This is a genomic window from Stutzerimonas stutzeri (genome assembly GCF_024448955.1).
Lineage (GTDB): Bacteria > Pseudomonadota > Gammaproteobacteria > Pseudomonadales > Pseudomonadaceae > Stutzerimonas > Stutzerimonas stutzeri_AQ.
The window spans coordinates 176,144-192,393 of record NZ_JAMOIH010000008.1 but is presented as its reverse complement, the minus strand read 5'-3'; the positions used below and the strand labels follow the sequence as shown (position 1 = coordinate 192,393).

At 59.8% G+C, this 16,250-nt stretch carries 19 protein-coding genes and 3 tRNA genes; 7 read left to right on the top strand and 15 right to left on the bottom strand.

The window, feature by feature from the left end; genetic code table 11:
* Window positions 1-35 precede the first annotated feature (35 nt).
* Window positions 36-299 carry a hypothetical protein gene (locus NA645_RS11010; RefSeq protein ID WP_256048830.1) on the bottom strand — a complete coding sequence of 88 codons (264 nt, stop codon included), beginning with the start codon at window positions 297-299 and terminating at the stop codon, window positions 36-38.
* Window positions 300-443: 144 nt separating this feature from the next.
* Window positions 444-716 carry a hypothetical protein gene (locus NA645_RS11005; protein WP_256048829.1) on the bottom strand — a complete coding sequence of 91 codons (273 nt, stop codon included), beginning with the start codon at window positions 714-716 and terminating at the stop codon, window positions 444-446.
* Between the two features lie 234 nt (window positions 717-950).
* Between NA645_RS11005 and NA645_RS11000 the strand changes: the two genes are divergently transcribed.
* Window positions 951-1,037, top strand: a tRNA-Leu gene (locus NA645_RS11000).
* A 106-nt stretch (window positions 1,038-1,143) separates the two neighbouring features.
* On the opposite strand, the gene NA645_RS10995 is transcribed toward NA645_RS11000, so the two are convergent.
* From NA645_RS10995 to gacA, 6 genes are all read right to left on the bottom strand, one after another.
* A complete protein-coding gene (locus NA645_RS10995) occupies window positions 1,144-1,338 on the bottom strand; it encodes a PLD nuclease N-terminal domain-containing protein (protein ID WP_256048828.1) in 195 nt (64 codons plus the stop codon).
* Window positions 1,339-1,528: 190 nt separating this feature from the next.
* A tRNA-Cys gene (locus tag NA645_RS10990) sits at window positions 1,529-1,602 on the bottom strand.
* 44 nt (window positions 1,603-1,646) lie between these two features.
* Window positions 1,647-1,722: transfer RNA gene (locus NA645_RS10985), tRNA-Gly, on the bottom strand.
* A 67-nt stretch (window positions 1,723-1,789) separates the two neighbouring features.
* Complete coding sequence (gene pgsA / locus NA645_RS10980; protein WP_256048827.1) at window positions 1,790-2,347, bottom strand: CDP-diacylglycerol--glycerol-3-phosphate 3-phosphatidyltransferase; 558 nt, start codon at window positions 2,345-2,347, stop codon at window positions 1,790-1,792.
* A 34-nt stretch (window positions 2,348-2,381) separates the two neighbouring features.
* A complete protein-coding gene (gene uvrC / locus NA645_RS10975; RefSeq protein ID WP_423836577.1) occupies window positions 2,382-4,202 on the bottom strand; it encodes an excinuclease ABC subunit UvrC in 1,821 nt (606 codons plus the stop codon).
* Window positions 4,202-4,846, bottom strand: coding sequence for a response regulator transcription factor GacA (gene gacA, locus NA645_RS10970; protein WP_131648857.1), 645 nt, complete (start codon window positions 4,844-4,846; stop codon window positions 4,202-4,204). Before gacA ends, uvrC begins: the two co-directional genes overlap by 1 nt.
* 219 nt (window positions 4,847-5,065) lie before the next feature.
* On the opposite strand from gacA, the gene NA645_RS10965 reads away from it, so the two are divergent.
* The gene (locus NA645_RS10965) at window positions 5,066-5,797 is read left to right on the top strand and encodes a hypothetical protein (RefSeq protein WP_256048851.1); all 732 of its coding nucleotides are present in this window, start codon (window positions 5,066-5,068) and stop codon (window positions 5,795-5,797) included.
* 151 nt (window positions 5,798-5,948) lie between these two features.
* Window positions 5,949-6,275, top strand: a complete 327-nt coding sequence (locus NA645_RS10960; protein WP_256048825.1) for a YnfA family protein — start codon at window positions 5,949-5,951, stop codon at window positions 6,273-6,275.
* Window positions 6,276-6,286: 11 nt separating this feature from the next.
* Here the strand turns inward: NA645_RS10960 and NA645_RS10955 are convergent, their stop codons facing one another.
* From NA645_RS10955 to pqqA, 6 genes are all read right to left on the bottom strand, one after another.
* Window positions 6,287-8,221, bottom strand: coding sequence for an alpha/beta hydrolase family protein (locus NA645_RS10955; protein ID WP_256048824.1), 1,935 nt, complete (start codon window positions 8,219-8,221; stop codon window positions 6,287-6,289).
* A 37-nt stretch (window positions 8,222-8,258) separates the two neighbouring features.
* A complete protein-coding gene (gene pqqE / locus NA645_RS10950; protein ID WP_256048823.1) occupies window positions 8,259-9,413 on the bottom strand; it encodes a pyrroloquinoline quinone biosynthesis protein PqqE in 1,155 nt (384 codons plus the stop codon).
* A complete protein-coding gene (gene pqqD, locus NA645_RS10945) occupies window positions 9,385-9,663 on the bottom strand; it encodes a pyrroloquinoline quinone biosynthesis peptide chaperone PqqD (RefSeq protein WP_256048822.1) in 279 nt (92 codons plus the stop codon). Before pqqD ends, pqqE begins: the two co-directional genes overlap by 29 nt.
* A 135-nt stretch (window positions 9,664-9,798) precedes the next feature.
* The gene (gene pqqC / locus NA645_RS10940) at window positions 9,799-10,581 is read right to left on the bottom strand and encodes a pyrroloquinoline-quinone synthase PqqC (RefSeq protein WP_256048821.1); all 783 of its coding nucleotides are present in this window, start codon (window positions 10,579-10,581) and stop codon (window positions 9,799-9,801) included.
* Window positions 10,582-10,700: 119 nt separating this feature from the next.
* Window positions 10,701-11,612: a pyrroloquinoline quinone biosynthesis protein PqqB gene (gene pqqB / locus NA645_RS10935; protein WP_256048820.1), complete on the bottom strand. Its 912-nt coding sequence runs from the start codon at window positions 11,610-11,612 to the stop codon at window positions 10,701-10,703.
* Window positions 11,613-11,658: 46 nt separating this feature from the next.
* Window positions 11,659-11,730, bottom strand: a complete 72-nt coding sequence (gene pqqA, locus NA645_RS10930) for a pyrroloquinoline quinone precursor peptide PqqA (RefSeq protein WP_110660746.1) — start codon at window positions 11,728-11,730, stop codon at window positions 11,659-11,661.
* Window positions 11,731-12,064: 334 nt separating this feature from the next.
* On the opposite strand from pqqA, the gene NA645_RS10925 reads away from it, so the two are divergent.
* The gene (locus tag NA645_RS10925) at window positions 12,065-13,258 is read left to right on the top strand and encodes an MFS transporter (RefSeq protein ID WP_256048819.1); all 1,194 of its coding nucleotides are present in this window, start codon (window positions 12,065-12,067) and stop codon (window positions 13,256-13,258) included.
* Window positions 13,259-13,382: 124 nt separating this feature from the next.
* On the opposite strand, the gene NA645_RS10920 is transcribed toward NA645_RS10925, so the two are convergent.
* Window positions 13,383-14,744, bottom strand: coding sequence for a pectate lyase family protein (locus NA645_RS10920; protein WP_256048818.1), 1,362 nt, complete (start codon window positions 14,742-14,744; stop codon window positions 13,383-13,385).
* A gap of 305 nt (window positions 14,745-15,049) precedes the next feature.
* Between NA645_RS10920 and NA645_RS10915 the strand changes: the two genes are divergently transcribed.
* The 3 genes from NA645_RS10915 to NA645_RS10905 all read left to right on the top strand — a co-directional run bounded on the left by NA645_RS10915 (window position 15,050) and on the right by NA645_RS10905 (window position 16,248).
* Window positions 15,050-15,463: a hypothetical protein gene (locus NA645_RS10915; protein ID WP_256048817.1), complete on the top strand. Its 414-nt coding sequence runs from the start codon at window positions 15,050-15,052 to the stop codon at window positions 15,461-15,463.
* 101 nt (window positions 15,464-15,564) lie between these two features.
* Window positions 15,565-15,762: a hypothetical protein gene (locus NA645_RS10910; protein ID WP_336605259.1), complete on the top strand. Its 198-nt coding sequence runs from the start codon at window positions 15,565-15,567 to the stop codon at window positions 15,760-15,762.
* Between the two features lie 63 nt (window positions 15,763-15,825).
* Window positions 15,826-16,248 (top strand): VOC family protein, encoded by a 423-nt coding sequence (locus NA645_RS10905; RefSeq protein WP_256048815.1) that lies wholly within the window; start codon window positions 15,826-15,828, stop codon window positions 16,246-16,248.
* The last annotated feature ends 2 nt before the right edge of the window (window positions 16,249-16,250 follow it).

The window sequence follows — 16,250 nt, the reverse complement described above, 5'->3', positions numbered from 1 at the left end:
GCATCTGCCGCATCGGCGGCTGCTCGGTGCGGCTGTCAGATATCCTCGCCGCCCTCGCCGGTGCAGCGAACCCGTAGTTCCTTGCGATCGAAGTTTTCTTCTCTGCTCAGGGTTTCGTAGCCCTCCGGGCAGACCTCGCGCGCACGCGTCGCGCAGCCCGGTTGCCCCGCGACTTTGGTGCAAGTGAACACATATTCGTCGGTGCCGTCTGCCGGGGACACGGTTTCAATGGCGCTGCAGCCGTTCAGCAAGACCGCCAGGGCGACAATAACGGCACATTGCCTGTTTAGGTTATTCATCGATAAATCGGCTCGATGTGGTTGAGCGACACTGATCGTCCACACCTGCGGCTCGGCGGGCCTCATTGGCTGCTACCGTCAGACGCGGCTCAGAACAAAAGCACAGCCATCCTTGCGGGCTTTTCGTTGGATCGGGCACTTGCGCTAGCGTGGGTCAGGTGCGTCATCCATCTCGGCATTGTCAACGTCGATATCAGGCGTCTCGCGTTCGATAGGGTCATCCGACCTATCCCGCGGAATCTCCAGTTCATTTCCTGGCAGCTCGTCGACGCCCGCCTGGTCATCCGGATTCACATCGGTGCGCCCGGGACTCAACGGTGGCGCAGAACCAGGAATCACCACGCCATCGTCGCCCCCGGCCTGGGAATTCGTACGGGGTTCGTTCAGCGGTTGCTGATTCTGGCTCTCGATGCTCATCATTCACCTCTGTCGTTGCTCTGTACAGATAAGAGGGTTGACGGGCTTCTGCGTTCAGGCAGATAGGTGCCATCGGTCACCTATGGAAACGCTGGATTGATGTGATCATTCATCACTAGCTCTACGCGGTCACAGAGACTCAACCACTGCGATTGAATCCGCCGCTCGGGTTGCACCTCGACGGGTGGCTGGTTATAGTCCTGCGCCGCGATAGAGCATCGCGCTCACCGTCCTGCCCGGATGGCGAAACTGGTAGACGCAAGGGACTTAAAATCCCTCATCCGAAAGGGTATGCGGGTTCGATTCCCGCTCCGGGCACCATCAGCGTGGGTTATCAATTGTTTGTTGCGGCATCTATTTAGAACCGGCCTTCGCAGCCGGTTTTTCGTTCTATAGATAGATATGGCTCAACAGCTCGTAATCTAAGTCAATGCTGACGTCGCATTCCCACGACTAACCAGAACACCAACCCGAGAATTGGCAGCAGCGCAATGCCGATAGCCCAAAGCGCTTTGACTCCAACCGTTCGGTCGCTTTTGAACACGCTGATGATCGCAAGTAGATCCAGTGCTATCACAACAACGGTAACGGCGATTGCCAGATAACTCATCGCATCCGTCATGTAGCCCTCCACGGTCAGCTCTATATATGAGTCCCAAGCGCCTCACTACAGTTCCGTTTGTTTGAACGGCCAGCCCTGAACCACTAGCCGCGCTACTCTACCTCGCGAAAACCAGCTCTTACGAATGTTTGGCAGCTCAAATCGAAGGCATAAAAAAACCGCAAGCTTGCGCTTACGGTTTCTTTATTAATGGAGGCCGATGTCGGAATCGAACCGGCGTACACGGATTTGCAATCCGCTGCATAACCACTCTGCCAACCGGCCTCAAAACGAAGACGCCGCATACTGCGGCGCCATCGTCAACAAATTGGAGCGGGAAACGAGACTCGAACTCGCGACCCCGACCTTGGCAAGGTCGTGCTCTACCAACTGAGCTATTCCCGCGTCGTCTTGATGACGGGCGCCATTTTATAGTTTCAGCACGCCGCGTCAAGCCTTTGATTAAAAAGTTTTATTTCTTTTCCGTAGGGCTGAGATGAGGCCAGGCGGCCATCAGGTAATTGACCATCGACCACAACGTCAGAGCGGCGGCGATGATCAGCAATGCGTAGCCAAGCCCGACCCAGATGGTCGCCAGTGGCGGGTTGGCCAGCAGGATGATGAGCGCAACCATCTGAGCCGCAGTTTTCCACTTGCCCAGGTTGGATACGGCTACCTGCGCTCGCGCACCCAGCTCGGCCATCCACTCTCGCAGGGCTGAGACCACGATCTCCCGGCCGATGATGATGGCCGCCGGCAAGGTCAGCCAGAGGTTGGAATGCTCTTCGACCAGTAGTACCAGCGCTACCGCCACCATCAGCTTGTCTGCGACCGGATCGAGGAACGCACCGAAGGGAGTGCTCTGCTTGAGCTTGCGAGCAAGATAGCCATCCAGCCAATCGGTTACCGCTGCGATGGCAAACACCGCGCTCGACGCCAGATAGCTCCACTGAAACGGGAGATAGAACAGCAGGATGATGATGGGGATCAGCAGCACACGCAGCACGGTGAGAATGTTTGGAATGTTCATCGATACCACTGGTCCGCGGATTTAGAGGGTGATTCTACTCACTGTGCAGAGCGGCATAAATCGACTCGGCAAGCTTTTTACTGATACCGGGCGCCTTGGCGATTTCATCAAGACTGGCGCGGCTGAGTTCCTGAAGACCTCCAAAGTGCTTCAGCAGTTCGCGGCGGCGCTTCGGCCCGATGCCTGCTACCCCTTCAAGCGTAGAAGTCGTTCGTGCTTTTCCACGCCGCGCGCGGTGGCCTGTAATGGCGAAACGGTGGGCCTCGTCGCGAACCTGCTGGATCAGGTGCAGCGCCGGGGAGTCGCCTGGCAAAGTGAATTCATGGGCTGCGTCGTTGAGATACAGCGTTTCCAGACCCGGCTTGCGGGTGACACCCTTAGCCACGCCCAGCAGGATCAACTCCGGCACGGCGAGCTCCTGCAGCACCTCGCGGGCCATGTTGAGCTGCCCCTTGCCACCGTCAACCAGCAATATGTCAGGCAGCTTGCCCTCCCCCTCGACGGCCTTCTTGAACCGGCGAGAAAGCGCCTGGTGCATCGCGGCATAGTCATCGCCCGCAGTAACGCCTTCGATGTTGTAACGGCGGTAATCGGACTTCAGCGGCCCTTCCGGGCCGAATACCACACAGGACGCGACGGTCGCTTCACCGCTGGAGTGGCTGATATCGAAGCATTCCAGCCGTGTCGGCGGCTCCTCGAGATCCAACGCCTCGGCCAGGGCCTGGAACCGTGCAGCCAGATGCTGCCGATTCGCCAAGCGCGCGCCCAGCGCCTGCTCGGCATTGGTCAGCGCCAGCTGTTGCCAGCGTGCGCGCGTACCGCGAACACGGTGGCTGATTGTCAGCTCGACATCGCGCAGTTCTGTAATAGCGCTGATCAACGTATCGAAGTCTTCATGAACCGTATTGACGATCAGCTCCGAGGGAAGATCGCGCTCCATGGAGCCGAGGTAATACTGCTCGAGAAAGGCCTGCAGAACCTCGCTGACGCTCTCTTCAATGGCGACTTGCGGAAAGAAATTCTTGCTGCCCAGGACCCGTCCGCCACGCACGCTGATCAAATGCACGCAGGCACCGCCTGGGCTTACCACCGCCGCGACGATGTCGACGTTACCACTACCGCCTTCCATGCTCTGCTGATCCTGCACGCGACGCAGGATGCCGATCTGGTCGCGGATTTCCGCGGCACGCTCGAAATCAAGCGCCATCGCCGCTTTTTCCATGTTTTTCGACAGCTCCTCGGCCAGCGCATTGCTGCGCCCCTCAAGAAACATCACAGAATGCCGGACGTCATCGGCATATTCTTCCGGATTGACCAGGTTCACGCAGGGCGCCTTGCAGCGTTTGATCTGATATTGCAGGCAGGGCCGAGTACGGTTGCGGTAATAGCTGTCTTCGCATTGGCGCACAAAGAACGCCTTCTGCAGCAGACTCAGGCTTTCGCGAATGGCGCCAGCGCTGGGGTACGGACCGAAATAACGCCCCGGCTCCTTCTTCGCACCTCTATGAATGCTGAGCCGGGGAAAGTCCCCGCTCGACAGAAATACATAGGGGTAGGACTTATCGTCGCGCAGCAGGATGTTGTACGGCGGGCGCCACTGTTTGATCAGGGTCTGTTCGAGCAACAATGCTTCGGTTTCGTTCGCCGTGATCGTGGTTTCGATCTGAGCAATCTTGGCCACCAGCGCGGCTGTTTTCGGCGCCTGCCCAGTCTTGCGGAAATAGCTCGCCAGGCGCTTCTTCAGATTCTTTGCCTTGCCCACATAAAGCAGCTTGGCGTCAGCATCGAACATTCGGTAGACGCCGGGACGCCCGCTGCACGAAGCCAGAAATGCGGAGGAATCGAAGCCGCTCATCAATTGATGGTGTCGACCATGCCGTGACGGACAGCGAGCAGCGCCAGCTCGACGTCACTGGTAATCGAAAGCTTCTCGTAGATACGGTAGCGATAGGTGTTGACGGTTTTCGGCGACAGGCACAGCTTGTCAGAGATGGCCTGAACCTTCTGGCAGTTCGCGATCATCAGGGCGATTTGGATTTCTCGCTCGGATAGGAGATCGAAAGGTGACCCGTTGACCTTGGGCTGGAATGACTTGAGCGCCAGCTGCTGGGCGATTTGCGGGCTGATGTAGCGCTGACCCGCAAATACCATGCGGATCGCCTGAATCATCTCATCGAGCGCTGCGCCCTTGGTCAGGTACCCGGCGGCACCTGCCTGCAGCAGTCGCGTCGGGAAGGGGTCTTCTTCGCAGATGGTGACCGCAATGACCTTGATATCGGGATGGCTGCGCAGGAGCTTACGGGTGGCTTCGAGGCCGCCGATGCCCGGCATCTTGACGTCCATCAGGACCACATCAGGCTTGAGTTCACGCGACTTCTTGATCGCCGCCTCGCCCGATTCAGCCTGCCCAATCACCTGCAGGCCATCGATATCGGCGAGCATTCGGGAAATGCCTGTGCGTACTAGATCGTGGTCATCGACCACCAGCACCCTAATCAAGCAGACACCTCTTTCAGTGCAAATTCAAAGCTGGCTGACTGCTCGCTTCATAAGCGGCGGACTTTAACAAAAACTCACCGTCTTACCCAGACCATACATCGCAAAATGGCCAGATGACATCACGCCCTTGCCCTAGTGTCAGGAACTCTGTGTGAACGGATAGGCAGGCGTACCAGTCCGAACTATGGTCGATATAGCTCTCGTCACCGGTACCGATTCTTGTTCGAAAGCCTCATTGCAGCCCTCCTCCTGGCTACCGTTCACCTGCTCGCAGGACGCCTGCGCACACTTGGCCATCTGCCTCGTAGCCGTTGGCTTTCGCTGGCCGGTGGCGTTTCTGTGGCATATGTATTCGCTCACCTCTTGCCGGAACTGGCCCGAGGTCAGGAAGTGATAGACGGTAGCGATATCTGGCTACTCAATTATCTCGAGCATCACGCCTATCTGCTGTCATTGCTTGGCCTCGCTACTTTTTATGGCTTAGAGCGCTTGATAAAGAAGCACCGGAGCGAGCTGGAGGAGCATGAAGAGTCCCATGCCGGTGTGTTCTGGCTGCACATCGCTGCCTTCGCCCTCTATAACGGGCTGATTGGTTACCTGTTGACGCATGGCGCGAATGACAAACCGTACTCGCTGCTGCTCTACTGCGTCGCGATGGGGATGCACTTTCTGATCAATGACTTCGCGCTGCAAAACGACCACAAGGATCTGTTCAAACGCCGGGGCCGCTGGGTACTCGCGATGATGCCACTGGCTGGGTGGGGCTTCGGGGCCATTACCGATGTTTCAGAACTGACCGTTTCGGCGCTGACCGCCTTTATTGGCGGCTCGATCATATTGAACGTGCTCAAAGAGGAGCTGCCGGAAGAGCGCAACAGCCGCTTCGGCGCCTTTCTCATCGGCTCGGCCGGTTATTCGCTGCTGTTGCTCGGGTTTCAGAATGTCGGCTGACCCGCGACACACGACTACTCGACATCCGATTCAGCCATCACAACCACGCCGCTCACGTAAGGCACAGGCTGGTTGATGCCGCTGAGCACGGATTCGGGCGGTACACTCCCCCAGGACTTCGATCAACGCAACGGGTCACCAAGAGACTTTCATGCTTAAAACCTTCGCACTATTTGCTGTCACAGCTGTTGCCGAGATCGTCGGTTGCTACCTGCCTTATCTCTGGCTCAAGCACGGCAAAAGCGCCTGGCTCCTAATGCCCGCCGCGTTGTCGCTGGCACTCTTTGCATGGCTGCTGACATTGCACCCGACCGCAGCGGGCCGGGTTTATGCCGCTTACGGCGGCGTTTATGTGGGCGTAGCGCTGCTCTGGTTATGGCTGGTCGATGGCGTTCGCCCAACTCATTGGGATTTGCTCGGCTGTGCAGTCGCCTTCCTCGGCATGGCAATCATCATGTTTGCACCGCGAGCCGCCTGAGCTAGAACCGACTACGGCCGCTCCGCCGCACGCTTAGCAAGCAGCCCCTGATAGAAACGACACTCACGCTCCAGCGCATCCGCCAGATTGCTTGCCTGCCGGAAACCATGATGTTCCTGCGGGTAAAGACGGTACTCGACCGGGATGTTTCTCTGACGAAGCGCCGCCACCATCGATTCGGTCTGTTCGGGAAGCACCACCGAGTCCTGCCCGCCCTGAAAGAAGATCACCGGCACCTTGATCTGCGCCGCATTGTGCAACGGGGCGCGCTGACGGTAACGCTCAGCATGACGCTGCGGATCGCCGATCAGCCAGTCCAGATAGTCCGCCTCGAACTTATGCGTGACACGCCGCAACGCGAGCGGGTCGCTGACACCATAAAGACTGGCGCCACCACTGAAGCCTGCATCGGATGCCAGCGCGCAGAGCGCAGTAAAGCCCCCGGCGCTCGAACCGCGAATGTAGGTGCGGGCCGGATCGATCTGCTCGTCCTCAGCCAGCGCTCTGACGGCGGCGCATGCATCTTCCACATCGACAACGCCCCAGTGACCACGCAGCCGCTGCCGGTAGGCACGACCGAAACCGCTGCTGCCTCGGTAGTTGATATCGGCCACGGCAAATCCTCGCTGGGTCCAGTATTGAATCCGCGGATCGAATACCGGATAGCAGGCCGACGTCGGCCCGCCGTGCAAGAAGATCACCAGCGGTGGGCGCTCACCGTCCAGGCTCCGGCAGTTGGCATTGCGCGGCGGATAGAAGAATGCGTGAGCGGTTTCGTCACGCCCGGTGACGAAACTGAACGACCGTGGACACGACAACGCGTCGGTCGATAGCGGTTGCTCGCCACCCGCGATGATGTCGGCCCGGCCGGTTCGCCGGTCAATGGCCAGCACCGCTGGCGCGCGATCGACGGCTGCGGCGATGCAGTAGTAGTTCCGATTATCAGCAGCCAGCTGCCGGCACCGGCTGAATGCCGTCGCCAGTTGACGCTCGCAGCCCCCGGCGTCCCGCTCGAACAGCAGGCCGTAGCCGTCGACCATCCGCGTCAGTAGCAGGCCGCCCTCGGCAAGTGGCAAATAGCTGTTCGTGCCTAACTGCCATGGGGCTGGCGCATGGTCGAATGCCAGCTGCGCCGGGCCAACCGCATCAGGCCCGGACTCGCCGTTTGCAGACGTGAGCGCCGGGACCAATCGGCCATCCTGCTCTCGCCAGGGCTGCCACCAGCCTGCTTTGTCGCTCAGGCAGTAAAGCGTGCCATCCGATGCAAAGCGTGGCTGTTGCAGGGATTCATCACCTTCGCGCCCGGCCAGGCAAAGTGGCGTCTGCCATGTGCCATCGGTGTCGCGCTCGGCCATCCAGAGGCTGGTTGCGGTCCAGGGTTGATCCGGGCGTTGCCACTGGATCCAGGAAATGCGCCGAGCTTCGGCATCGAGCGTTGGCGACGAGTAGAAGTCCGCACCTTCAGCGATAACACTGCGCTGACCGGTACTCAGCAAGAAACTGACCAGCCGATGCTCCACGCGCGTGCCGGCCTGATCCTCCTCGACCGCCACGATGGCGACATGCTGGGAATCGAACTGCAGATCACCGTAGCGGCAACAGGGTCGTTGCGTGAGTGCAACGGGTTCAGCCGATTCGCCCACAATGGCCTGCAGATAGATCTGCTGATCCTTCTCATTGACGAACGCGACGCCTCGATCCGTCATACAGAAGGCCCCGCCACCGTATTCATAGACCCGGCTGCGAAGCGATACGTCTGGCGGCGTCACACAGACGGCCCGCCCGTCTCGCCAGTACCAAAGGGTGCAGCGAGCATCCTTTGGCTGATATTCGTTCCAGAACAGCCCGCCGTGCCCTGCCCTGATCTCGGCGAAATCGCGGCTCGCCGAGGCGGCTTTCTCGGCGGTCCAGTCACTGGGCCAGAAGCCGTATGGGATTTTGTTCATCGTTCGGTTGGCTCCGGTCGGCGGTAACGTGACGGTCTCAAACCTTGAGGATCAGCCGCGATGCCTTCTCGTTGCGGAAGGTCAGCTCATCCAACCCGCACGGCGTCTGCTCAGCTTCGGTGCGCGCGGCGAGAATTACGCCGTGATGGGCGGATTTGCTGCACACCGGGTCGGCATTGGCGGCATCGCCAGTGAGCATGAAGGCCTGGCAGCGGCAGCCGCCGAAGTCCTTTTCCTTCTCGTCACAGGATTGGCAAGGCTCAGGCATCCAGTCGAAACCGCGAAACCTGTTGAAGCCGAACGAGTGCTTCCATATCTGCTCGATGCTCTGCTCGCGCACGTTGGGAAAGCTGATCGGCAACTGACGCGCGCTGTGGCATGGCAACGCCGTGCCGTCGGGCGTAATGTCGAGAAACAGGTTGCCCCAGCCGTTCATACAACCCTTCGGCCGCTCTTCGTAGTAATCGGGCGTGACGAAGATCAGCTTGCAGGGGTGGTTCGCGGCGGCGAGTTTGTCACGCCACTGGTTGGTGATGCGCTCGGCAAGAACCAACTGCTCCTTGCTGGGCAACAGCCCGGCGCGGTTGAGTTCGGCCCAGCCGTAGAACTGACAGGTGGCGAGCTCTACAAAGTCCGCTTCCAACTCCAGGCACAGCTGGATGATGCGTTCGATGTTGTCGATGTTGTGCCGGTGGGTGACAAAGTTGAGCACCATCGGATAGCCGTGGGCTTTCACCGCACGCGCCATGGCGAGCTTCTGCGCGAAGGCTTTCTTGGAACCGGCGAGCAGGTTGTTCACCTCTTCGTCGGCGGCCTGGAAACTGATCTGGATGTGATCGAGGCCAGCATTGGCGAACGAGGCGATCTTCTCCTCGGTCAAGCCGATACCCGACGTAATCAGGTTGGTGTAGTAGCCAAGGTCCCGCGCCGCCTTGATCAGTTCAGCCAAGTCCTGACGAACCAGCGGTTCGCCGCCCGAGAATCCCAGTTGCGCCGCGCCCATCTCGCGCGCCTGGCGGAATACTTCAATCCATTCGGCAGTGCTCAGCTCGTCACGGCTGCTGGCAAAATCCAGCGGATTCGAGCAATACGGGCACTGCAACGGGCAGCGATAAGTCAGCTCGGCAAGCAGCCATAGCGGCGGACCGGGCTCGCAGCCCGGCTTAGCGAAGCTCGATCCAGAACCGCTCAACGGCTACCCCCAAGAATGCGACGATGTCCTCTTCGATCCCTTCCGCCTCCGGATAGCGCACCTGTAAATCGGCGACGATGGCGCCGACGGTACGCGCGCCGTCAACTTCAGCCAGTACCGCGGAGGCGCTCTCGTTGAGTTTGATCATGCCTTCGGGATAGAGCAGCACGTGGCATTTCTGTGCGGGTTCCCATTGGAAGCGGAAGCCACGGCGCAAGGCAGGGATCTGGGTCAGTTGGATGTCACTCATGGTCCGTTGTCTCGCCAGTGGACAGGCGGTGGCTTGGCCTGGCTGGTGAATCGAATCGTTTGAGCGGGCGTCATGGTGGGCTGAAGCCCACCCTGCTACCGGAGCGAAACGCCGCCGGCCCGACCTACCGAAATGTCAAAACGTAATGCCGTTGTGCCAGACGCGCTCGCGGGTCACGGTGTGGTACGGCGGGCGGTCCAGTTCATAGGCCATGCTCATGGCGTCCAGCATGCTCCATAAAACGTCGAGTTTGAATTGAAGAATGTTCAGCATGCGCTCCTGATTCTCGCGACTGGTGTAGTGCTCGAGCGTGATGCGCAAACCGTGTTCGACGTCCCGGCGCGCTTCTTTCAGACGCCTGCGGAAATACTCGTAACCGGACGGATCGATCCAGCTGTAATGCTGCGGCCAGGCATCCAGGCGCGACTGATGAATGGTCGGCGCGAAGAGTTCGGTCAGCGAACTGCTCGCTGCTTCCTGCCAGACCGCACGACGCGCGAAGTTGACGTAGGCATCCACCGCAAAGCGTACGCCCGGCAACACCAGCTCCTGCGACAGCACCTGTTCGCGATCAAGCCCCACAGCTTCAGCCAACCGCAGCCAGGCTTCGATGCCGCCTTCCTCGGCCGACGTAGCGACGCCCGACGTAGCGACGCCCGGAACACCATCATGATCGATGATGCGCTGCACCCATTCGCGCCGCGCCTCGCGATCCGGGCAATTGGCCAGGATCGCAGCATCCTTCACCGGGATGCAGACCTGATAGTAAAAGCGGTTCGCCACCCAACCCTGGATCTGCTCACGGGTCGAGCGGCCTTCGTACATGGCCCGGTGGAACGGGTGGTGGATGTGGTAGTAGTCGCCTTTGGCGCGCAGCGCCTGCTCGAACTCAGCGCGGGTCATGGCTGGCAGGGTCATCGCGGCTTCCTTTGCTGTTCCCGCTGCGGCAATGCACAGCGCGGAGGGTTGCTCTCGTAGGGTGCGCTCTGCGCACCGTAAGCTTCGAAGTAATCAGGTGCGCAAGCGCATTCTGCGTACTACAGCTCGATACTCATGCCATCTAACGCCACTTCGATGCCGTGCTCGTCGAGGGTTGCGCGCTCGGCCGAGTCTTCATCGAGGATGGGATTGGTGTTGTTGATATGGATGAGGATCTTGCGAGCCGCCGGCATCCCATCGAGCACCTCGATCATGCCGCCAGGACCGCTCTGCTGGAGATGGCCCATCTCGGACCCGAGCTTGGTACCCACTTCACGCACACGCATTTCGTCATCGCGCCAGAGCGTGCCATCGACCAACAGGCAATCGGCGCCACGCATCAGTTCCAGCAGCTCGGGGCTGACTTTGCCCAGCCCCGGTGCGTAAAACAGCTTGCCGCCGGTGTTGTGATCTTCGATCAGCAGGCCGATGTTGTCGCCCGGATGCGGGTCGTTGCGATGCGGCGAGTATGGCGGTGCGGCGCTGCGCAGCGGAATTGGCGTAATTTCGATATCTGGACAGGTCGGAATGCGGAAGCTGCCTTCCAGAGCGATGGGGTTCCAGCGCAGGCCGCCGTTCCAGTGCTCGAGCATCTTGAACAGCGGAAAGCCGGTCGTGAGGTCCTGATGAACCATCTCGGTACACCAGACTTCATGGGGGCAGCCTTCACGCAACGTCAGCAAGCCGGTGGTGTGATCGATCTGGCTGTCGAGCAGGATGATCGCGCCGATTGCCGTATCGCGCGGCGCACGTGCCGGCTGCAAGGCGGGAAACGACTCCAGCTGCGCACGGATGTCCGGCGAGGCGTTGCACAGTATCCAATACTCGCCGTCATCACTGATGGCGATGGATGACTGCGTACGCGCCTGCGCGCGCAAGGTGCCGTTACGCAACCCGGCGCAATTGGCGCAGTTGCAGTTCCACTGAGGAAAGCCGCCGCCCGCAGCAGAACCGAGAATCTGGATGAACATTGCGATCCTTTAAAACGAAGCCCCGGCCTGAGCCGGGGCGAATAAATCAGCGGTTGGCGAAGTACATGGTGACTTCGAAACCGATACGCAGGTCGATGAAAGCAGGTTTGGTCCACATGGTTCGATCCCCTCTATTTATGGCTGCGGATTGGCCCGACAGCCTATTGAACACCCTAGTCCACTGAAAAGCAGAATGGCACAGAAGGAGACAACGCAGCGTCCGGGTAGTGCCCGGCACCTCGCCTCGTCATCGGCGAGTGCCTCTAATTAATGCGCCGGCTCAGCGCAGCGTCATCAGGCAGTTTCTATGCCTAGACGCCAAGGCCACGCTGCGATTGCAGTCACGTAAACGTTGGCCTCGGCAATCGCCCCACCGACGAAAAACCGTTAGGCTGCTCATGGAAACGCCACCGAGATTGTTTCCACCCACTTTTCGTTATGCAGGCGTGTAGATGAAAGAAAACTGGTCGGCCTTCCCCTGGGTCTGCTTCGCCATGTGCGTGGGTGTGATGGGCACAGCGCTCATTTCGCCGCTTTATCCGCTGTACCAGCAGGCCTGGCAGTTGCGTACCAGTGACGTCTCGCTGATTTACGTGGTTTACATGGTGGGCGCGCTGTTCGGCCTGCTGTTCATGGGGCGGCTGTCGGACACGCTGGGCTTTCGCAAGGTGATGCTGGCCGGCCTGCTGCTGGGTTGGGGCGGCACCCTGCTGACTATGCTCGCGTGGGACTTGTCGAGCCTGAACATGGGTCGTTTCGCGGTGGGTCTGTCGTCCAGTCTGATCGTCACCAGCGCCACGGTCGGGCTGGTACAGATCTCGCGCGACGGGGCTTCGCAGCGAATATCGATGATCACCAGCTTCCTGCTCGCCTTTGGCTTTGGTCTGGGCCCGATAACGGGCGGCATCACCGGTCAGTGGCTACCGAACCCGCTGATGGTGACCTACTTACCCTCACTACTGTTGGGTGTGCTGGCTGTGTATGCCTTGATGCGCGTGCAACTGAAACCGCATACAGATGAACTGGCGACCGCATCGCCGAGCTGGAGAACCTTCATGCCTCGCCTGGCCTGGACGGGCCGCAGCGATTCGCTGGCGTTCACGCTTACCTGCGCCTGCCCGTTCTTCGCCTTCGGCGTGTTTGGCATTTACGCCTCGATGGCCCCGCTATTTCTGGAGAAGATGCTGCCCTGGCATGGACCGGTGGTGAGCGGTACATCCATCGGCGTCATCCTGCTGGCTTCGGCCATGATGCAGCTGGCGTGCGCCAGGATGAGCCTGCGTTGGTGCGGATTTCTCGGCTTGCTGGCGGTCGTGCTCAGCAACGCCATGCTCGTGCTCAACTTTAAGCTCGGATCGCCCATCGTGTTCATCGTTGGCGTCTGCGCCGCGGCAGCAGGCCATGGCATGTGCCTGCTGGCCGGCATCAGCATGGTCAACCGCATCGCCACGCCGACAGAGCGCTCGGGGTTGATTTCGACCTACCTGGTTTGCGGCTACGTCGGCAGCATCGCGCCCTTGATCGCCGCAGGCTGGATTGCCGACCACCACGGCCTGCCCGCAGCGATCACGCTGCTGGGACTATGCGTGATCGTGATCGCCTCACCGCTGGCAATCTGGTTTTTCCGGCATCCACGGATGCGGTAGACCTGAACCGCCGGGCCCTCAAATTGCCGGTCCGTCGTGCAAGAACGCCACCGCGGTAGTGGCGTTCCGGTCAGCTTGCCGCTCCGTTTGCCAAGCCATTCAGGCTGGAGCCCGGCGCTATGGATCAATGGTGCCGCTTGCGCCCTCTATCCAGCGTCAAGACCGGCCCGACCTTCCTTTTGAGCAAACCCGGGATAGCCTGCGCCGGATGGACCCTGGTGCGTAGCGTCGGTCGCCAAGAGGTATCGCTCACTAGCTGCAGTTCGGCTGCGGCATTGGCGTTATAAGCCGCGAGCAAATCGACCTTGCGGCGGTTGATGACATTGCCAATAGTCGTGATCGCCTGCCCTTTCCAATGCTTGATGATTCGCGTCGAGTCCACCGAGGGGCTAAAGGTGAAGGCGTTGGCTTCCGCCCAGATGTGCGAGTCATAACCAACGCCGAAGGCGTAACCGAAGGGGACACGTGCGTCGTCGTTGCGAATGAAATGGTTGTTGTAGACGTCCGCATGCCCCCAGCGGAGGCGCGGGGCGCGCTGGCCGATATTGATGAACTCGTTGTGGTGAATCGTCACCCGCAGCTTGCCCGGATCCCCCGCCGTCGGAGAATCGGTGGAACCGACCAGCATCAGCTTGTCCCGATCCGCGAAGCGGTTATAGGACACCGTGACAAGGTCCGACCCATAGGTGATATCGACCGAGCCATCATGCTGCTGGAAAGGTCTGCCAAAATACATCGGCGCTTGGTCGTCGAAGTTCGGGTCGTCCGTGTAGTAGTTGTGGTTGATCCAGATATTGGATGCGCCGTTGATGATCTGAACCATGTCGTATTCGCTGTTCCAGTTTCCGTCCGAACCATCGGTCGGGTCCCACTGCGGGAAGCAGTCGCTGACGGCTTTGTGATTCAGGTTACGCACGATCACGTTGCGTTCGCCGTCTATTCGCAACGACAACCCTATCAAGCTCGCCTTGGGGTTCGCTCCGATGATCGTCGTGTTGCTCGGCACCTCAATCACCATGGTGTTTTTCTGATTCTCAGCCGCCTGGCGACGCGCGTTCTCCGGACCGCCGGAGGGCTCCGTATCCCATCCCCAGACCGCTGGATCGTATGCAGCCAGGTAGCTGTCCAGGGTATATCCGGTACCCCGCGCATAGTCTTCGCATGTCAGCGGATTGCCTGAATCATCCGAGTTGCCAAGAAGCGCGCCGTGAACGCGAACGATCTTGGGTTCGTCCCCCGCTTCATCGAACGCCGACTTCAATTGGGCGCGCGTGGTGACATCGTAAACACGGCCGGGCACCGCGTAGGCACCACCGCTGGTCCCACCGTCCATCGAGGCAAATCCATCGCGCACGGGAAGCGTCTGCCGCTCCAGCGGAATCCTTCCTCCGGCAAGTCCGGCATTGACGACTACCGACGCACCGGCCGTTGCTGAGGAAAGGCCAATGCCCAACGAGATCGTCATAACTGCTGCAACATTTCGCATTTTCTTATCCTTATTTTTGCTGTCGTCATACTTCGCCGTTTGCTTTTAACCGACTTTTCATGTGAAAACGGCGTTTCGGAGTCTAGGCAAGCACGATGCAACGTCAATTAAATGTATGACGTCATATCTCTTGATTTGGTATTTTTCCGACGGAATGCTTCGCTGGAGCTGAACGAGGGTAGGTCACGTTTCGAGGTGAACGAGCCTAAGGGGCTGGGCCAGCTCCGCTGGGAGCCGTCTACTCTTGCCGGGTGGCAAGGCTGACACCCGTTAGGCGAAAGGACTGCCTGCGCGGACGACAGGCTATGGGCTTTAATACTGAAAGCCGTCCGCTCACCCTCGATCGCAGCGGCGCTCTGAAATGGAGGTCTATCATCATCCGCATCCCACAGCTGGCCGACCTCGACGGCCTGCCGCGCTTCGAAGGACTCACGCTCGACCGCATCGTCACGCCTTCGACACCGGCGGAGTTCTCCCAAGCCGTCGAAGACCTCCTAAGCGTCGCGCAGATCGGCTTCGATACCGAATCCAAACCCACCTTCAAGATAGGCGAGGCTTCCACCGGACCTCACGTGATCCAGCTAGCCACGCCGCAAACCGCCTATCTGTTTCAGGTCCGCGTGGACGGTTGCGTTGAGGCAGCTAAAGCCGTGCTGGAGTCGAATCAAATTATTGAAGGTCGGCTTTGGCCTGAGCTCAGATCGAAGCCGATTGCGTAGTCGCCTGGGCATCGAGTTGCAGCATTTACATCGACCTTGGCACGACGCTGCGCTATCAGGGCAAGAAAGGCCAGGTCGGATTGCGCGGCGCGGTCGCAGCGGTGCTGGGCGCTCGGGTGAGCAAATCTCGAAGCGTCTCTACGTCCAACTGGGCGAATCGAACATTGACCGATGCACAACGGTATTACGCCGCAAACGACGCCTACGCCGCGCTACAGGTATACCTAGCCTTAGGCGATGGCGCCGGGCAGCTGCCGGCGGACCGTATTGTCACCGGGTCGGCAAGCCAGTCTGCGTGAGAACGCCAAACCTTCAGGACGTGCAAATTTAGCTGCTCAAAAGCATGACGGAGACGAACGACGATGGAGCTTCTGTTGAACATCGACGTCGCAGATCTGGACAAGGCGATCCCCTTCTACCGGGACGCCCTCGGCTTGCGCCATACGCGCTCCCTGTTCAACGGGGCGGCAGCGGAAATGCTGGGCGCAGGCTGCCGTATCTACTTGATCGAGCACGCCGGATCGGAACCGGCCACCGCAGTCGACGCTGGCATTCGCACCTATGCCCGCCACTGGACGCCCATTCACCCCGACTTCGTCGTCGACGATATCGAAGCGTCCGCCGCACGCGCGGTAGCGGCCGGCGCGCGCCAGGAAACACCGATACGCGTTTTCGACTGGGGCAGGCTGGTCACGCTGAGCGATCCATTCGGCAACGGCTTCTGCCTGATCCAGTTTCCCGGTGAGCCGTACGAGAACGAGGGGGCACCTGGCCTGGGCGGCTGATC

Coding starts and splice junctions, on each gene's coding strand:
- NA645_RS11010 (WP_256048830.1), bottom strand. CDS start 299: ATGAATAACCTAAACAGGCAATGTGCCGTTATTGTCGCCCTGGCGGTC.
- NA645_RS11005 (WP_256048829.1), bottom strand. CDS start 716: ATGAGCATCGAGAGCCAGAATCAGCAACCGCTGAACGAACCCCGTACG.
- NA645_RS10995 (WP_256048828.1), bottom strand. CDS start 1,338: ATGACGGATGCGATGAGTTATCTGGCAATCGCCGTTACCGTTGTTGTG.
- pgsA (WP_256048827.1), bottom strand. CDS start 2,347: ATGAACATTCCAAACATTCTCACCGTGCTGCGTGTGCTGCTGATCCCC.
- uvrC (WP_423836577.1), bottom strand. CDS start 4,202: ATGAGCGGCTTCGATTCCTCCGCATTTCTGGCTTCGTGCAGCGGGCGT.
- NA645_RS10960 (WP_256048825.1), top strand. CDS start 5,949: ATGCTTAAAACCTTCGCACTATTTGCTGTCACAGCTGTTGCCGAGATC.
- NA645_RS10955 (WP_256048824.1), bottom strand. CDS start 8,221: ATGAACAAAATCCCATACGGCTTCTGGCCCAGTGACTGGACCGCCGAG.
- pqqD (WP_256048822.1), bottom strand. CDS start 9,663: ATGAGTGACATCCAACTGACCCAGATCCCTGCCTTGCGCCGTGGCTTC.
- pqqC (WP_256048821.1), bottom strand. CDS start 10,581: ATGACCCTGCCAGCCATGACCCGCGCTGAGTTCGAGCAGGCGCTGCGC.
- pqqB (WP_256048820.1), bottom strand. CDS start 11,612: ATGTTCATCCAGATTCTCGGTTCTGCTGCGGGCGGCGGCTTTCCTCAG.
- NA645_RS10925 (WP_256048819.1), top strand. CDS start 12,065: ATGAAAGAAAACTGGTCGGCCTTCCCCTGGGTCTGCTTCGCCATGTGC.
- NA645_RS10920 (WP_256048818.1), bottom strand. CDS start 14,744: ATGCGAAATGTTGCAGCAGTTATGACGATCTCGTTGGGCATTGGCCTT.
- NA645_RS10915 (WP_256048817.1), top strand. CDS start 15,050: ATGGGCTTTAATACTGAAAGCCGTCCGCTCACCCTCGATCGCAGCGGC.
- NA645_RS10905 (WP_256048815.1), top strand. CDS start 15,826: ATGGAGCTTCTGTTGAACATCGACGTCGCAGATCTGGACAAGGCGATC.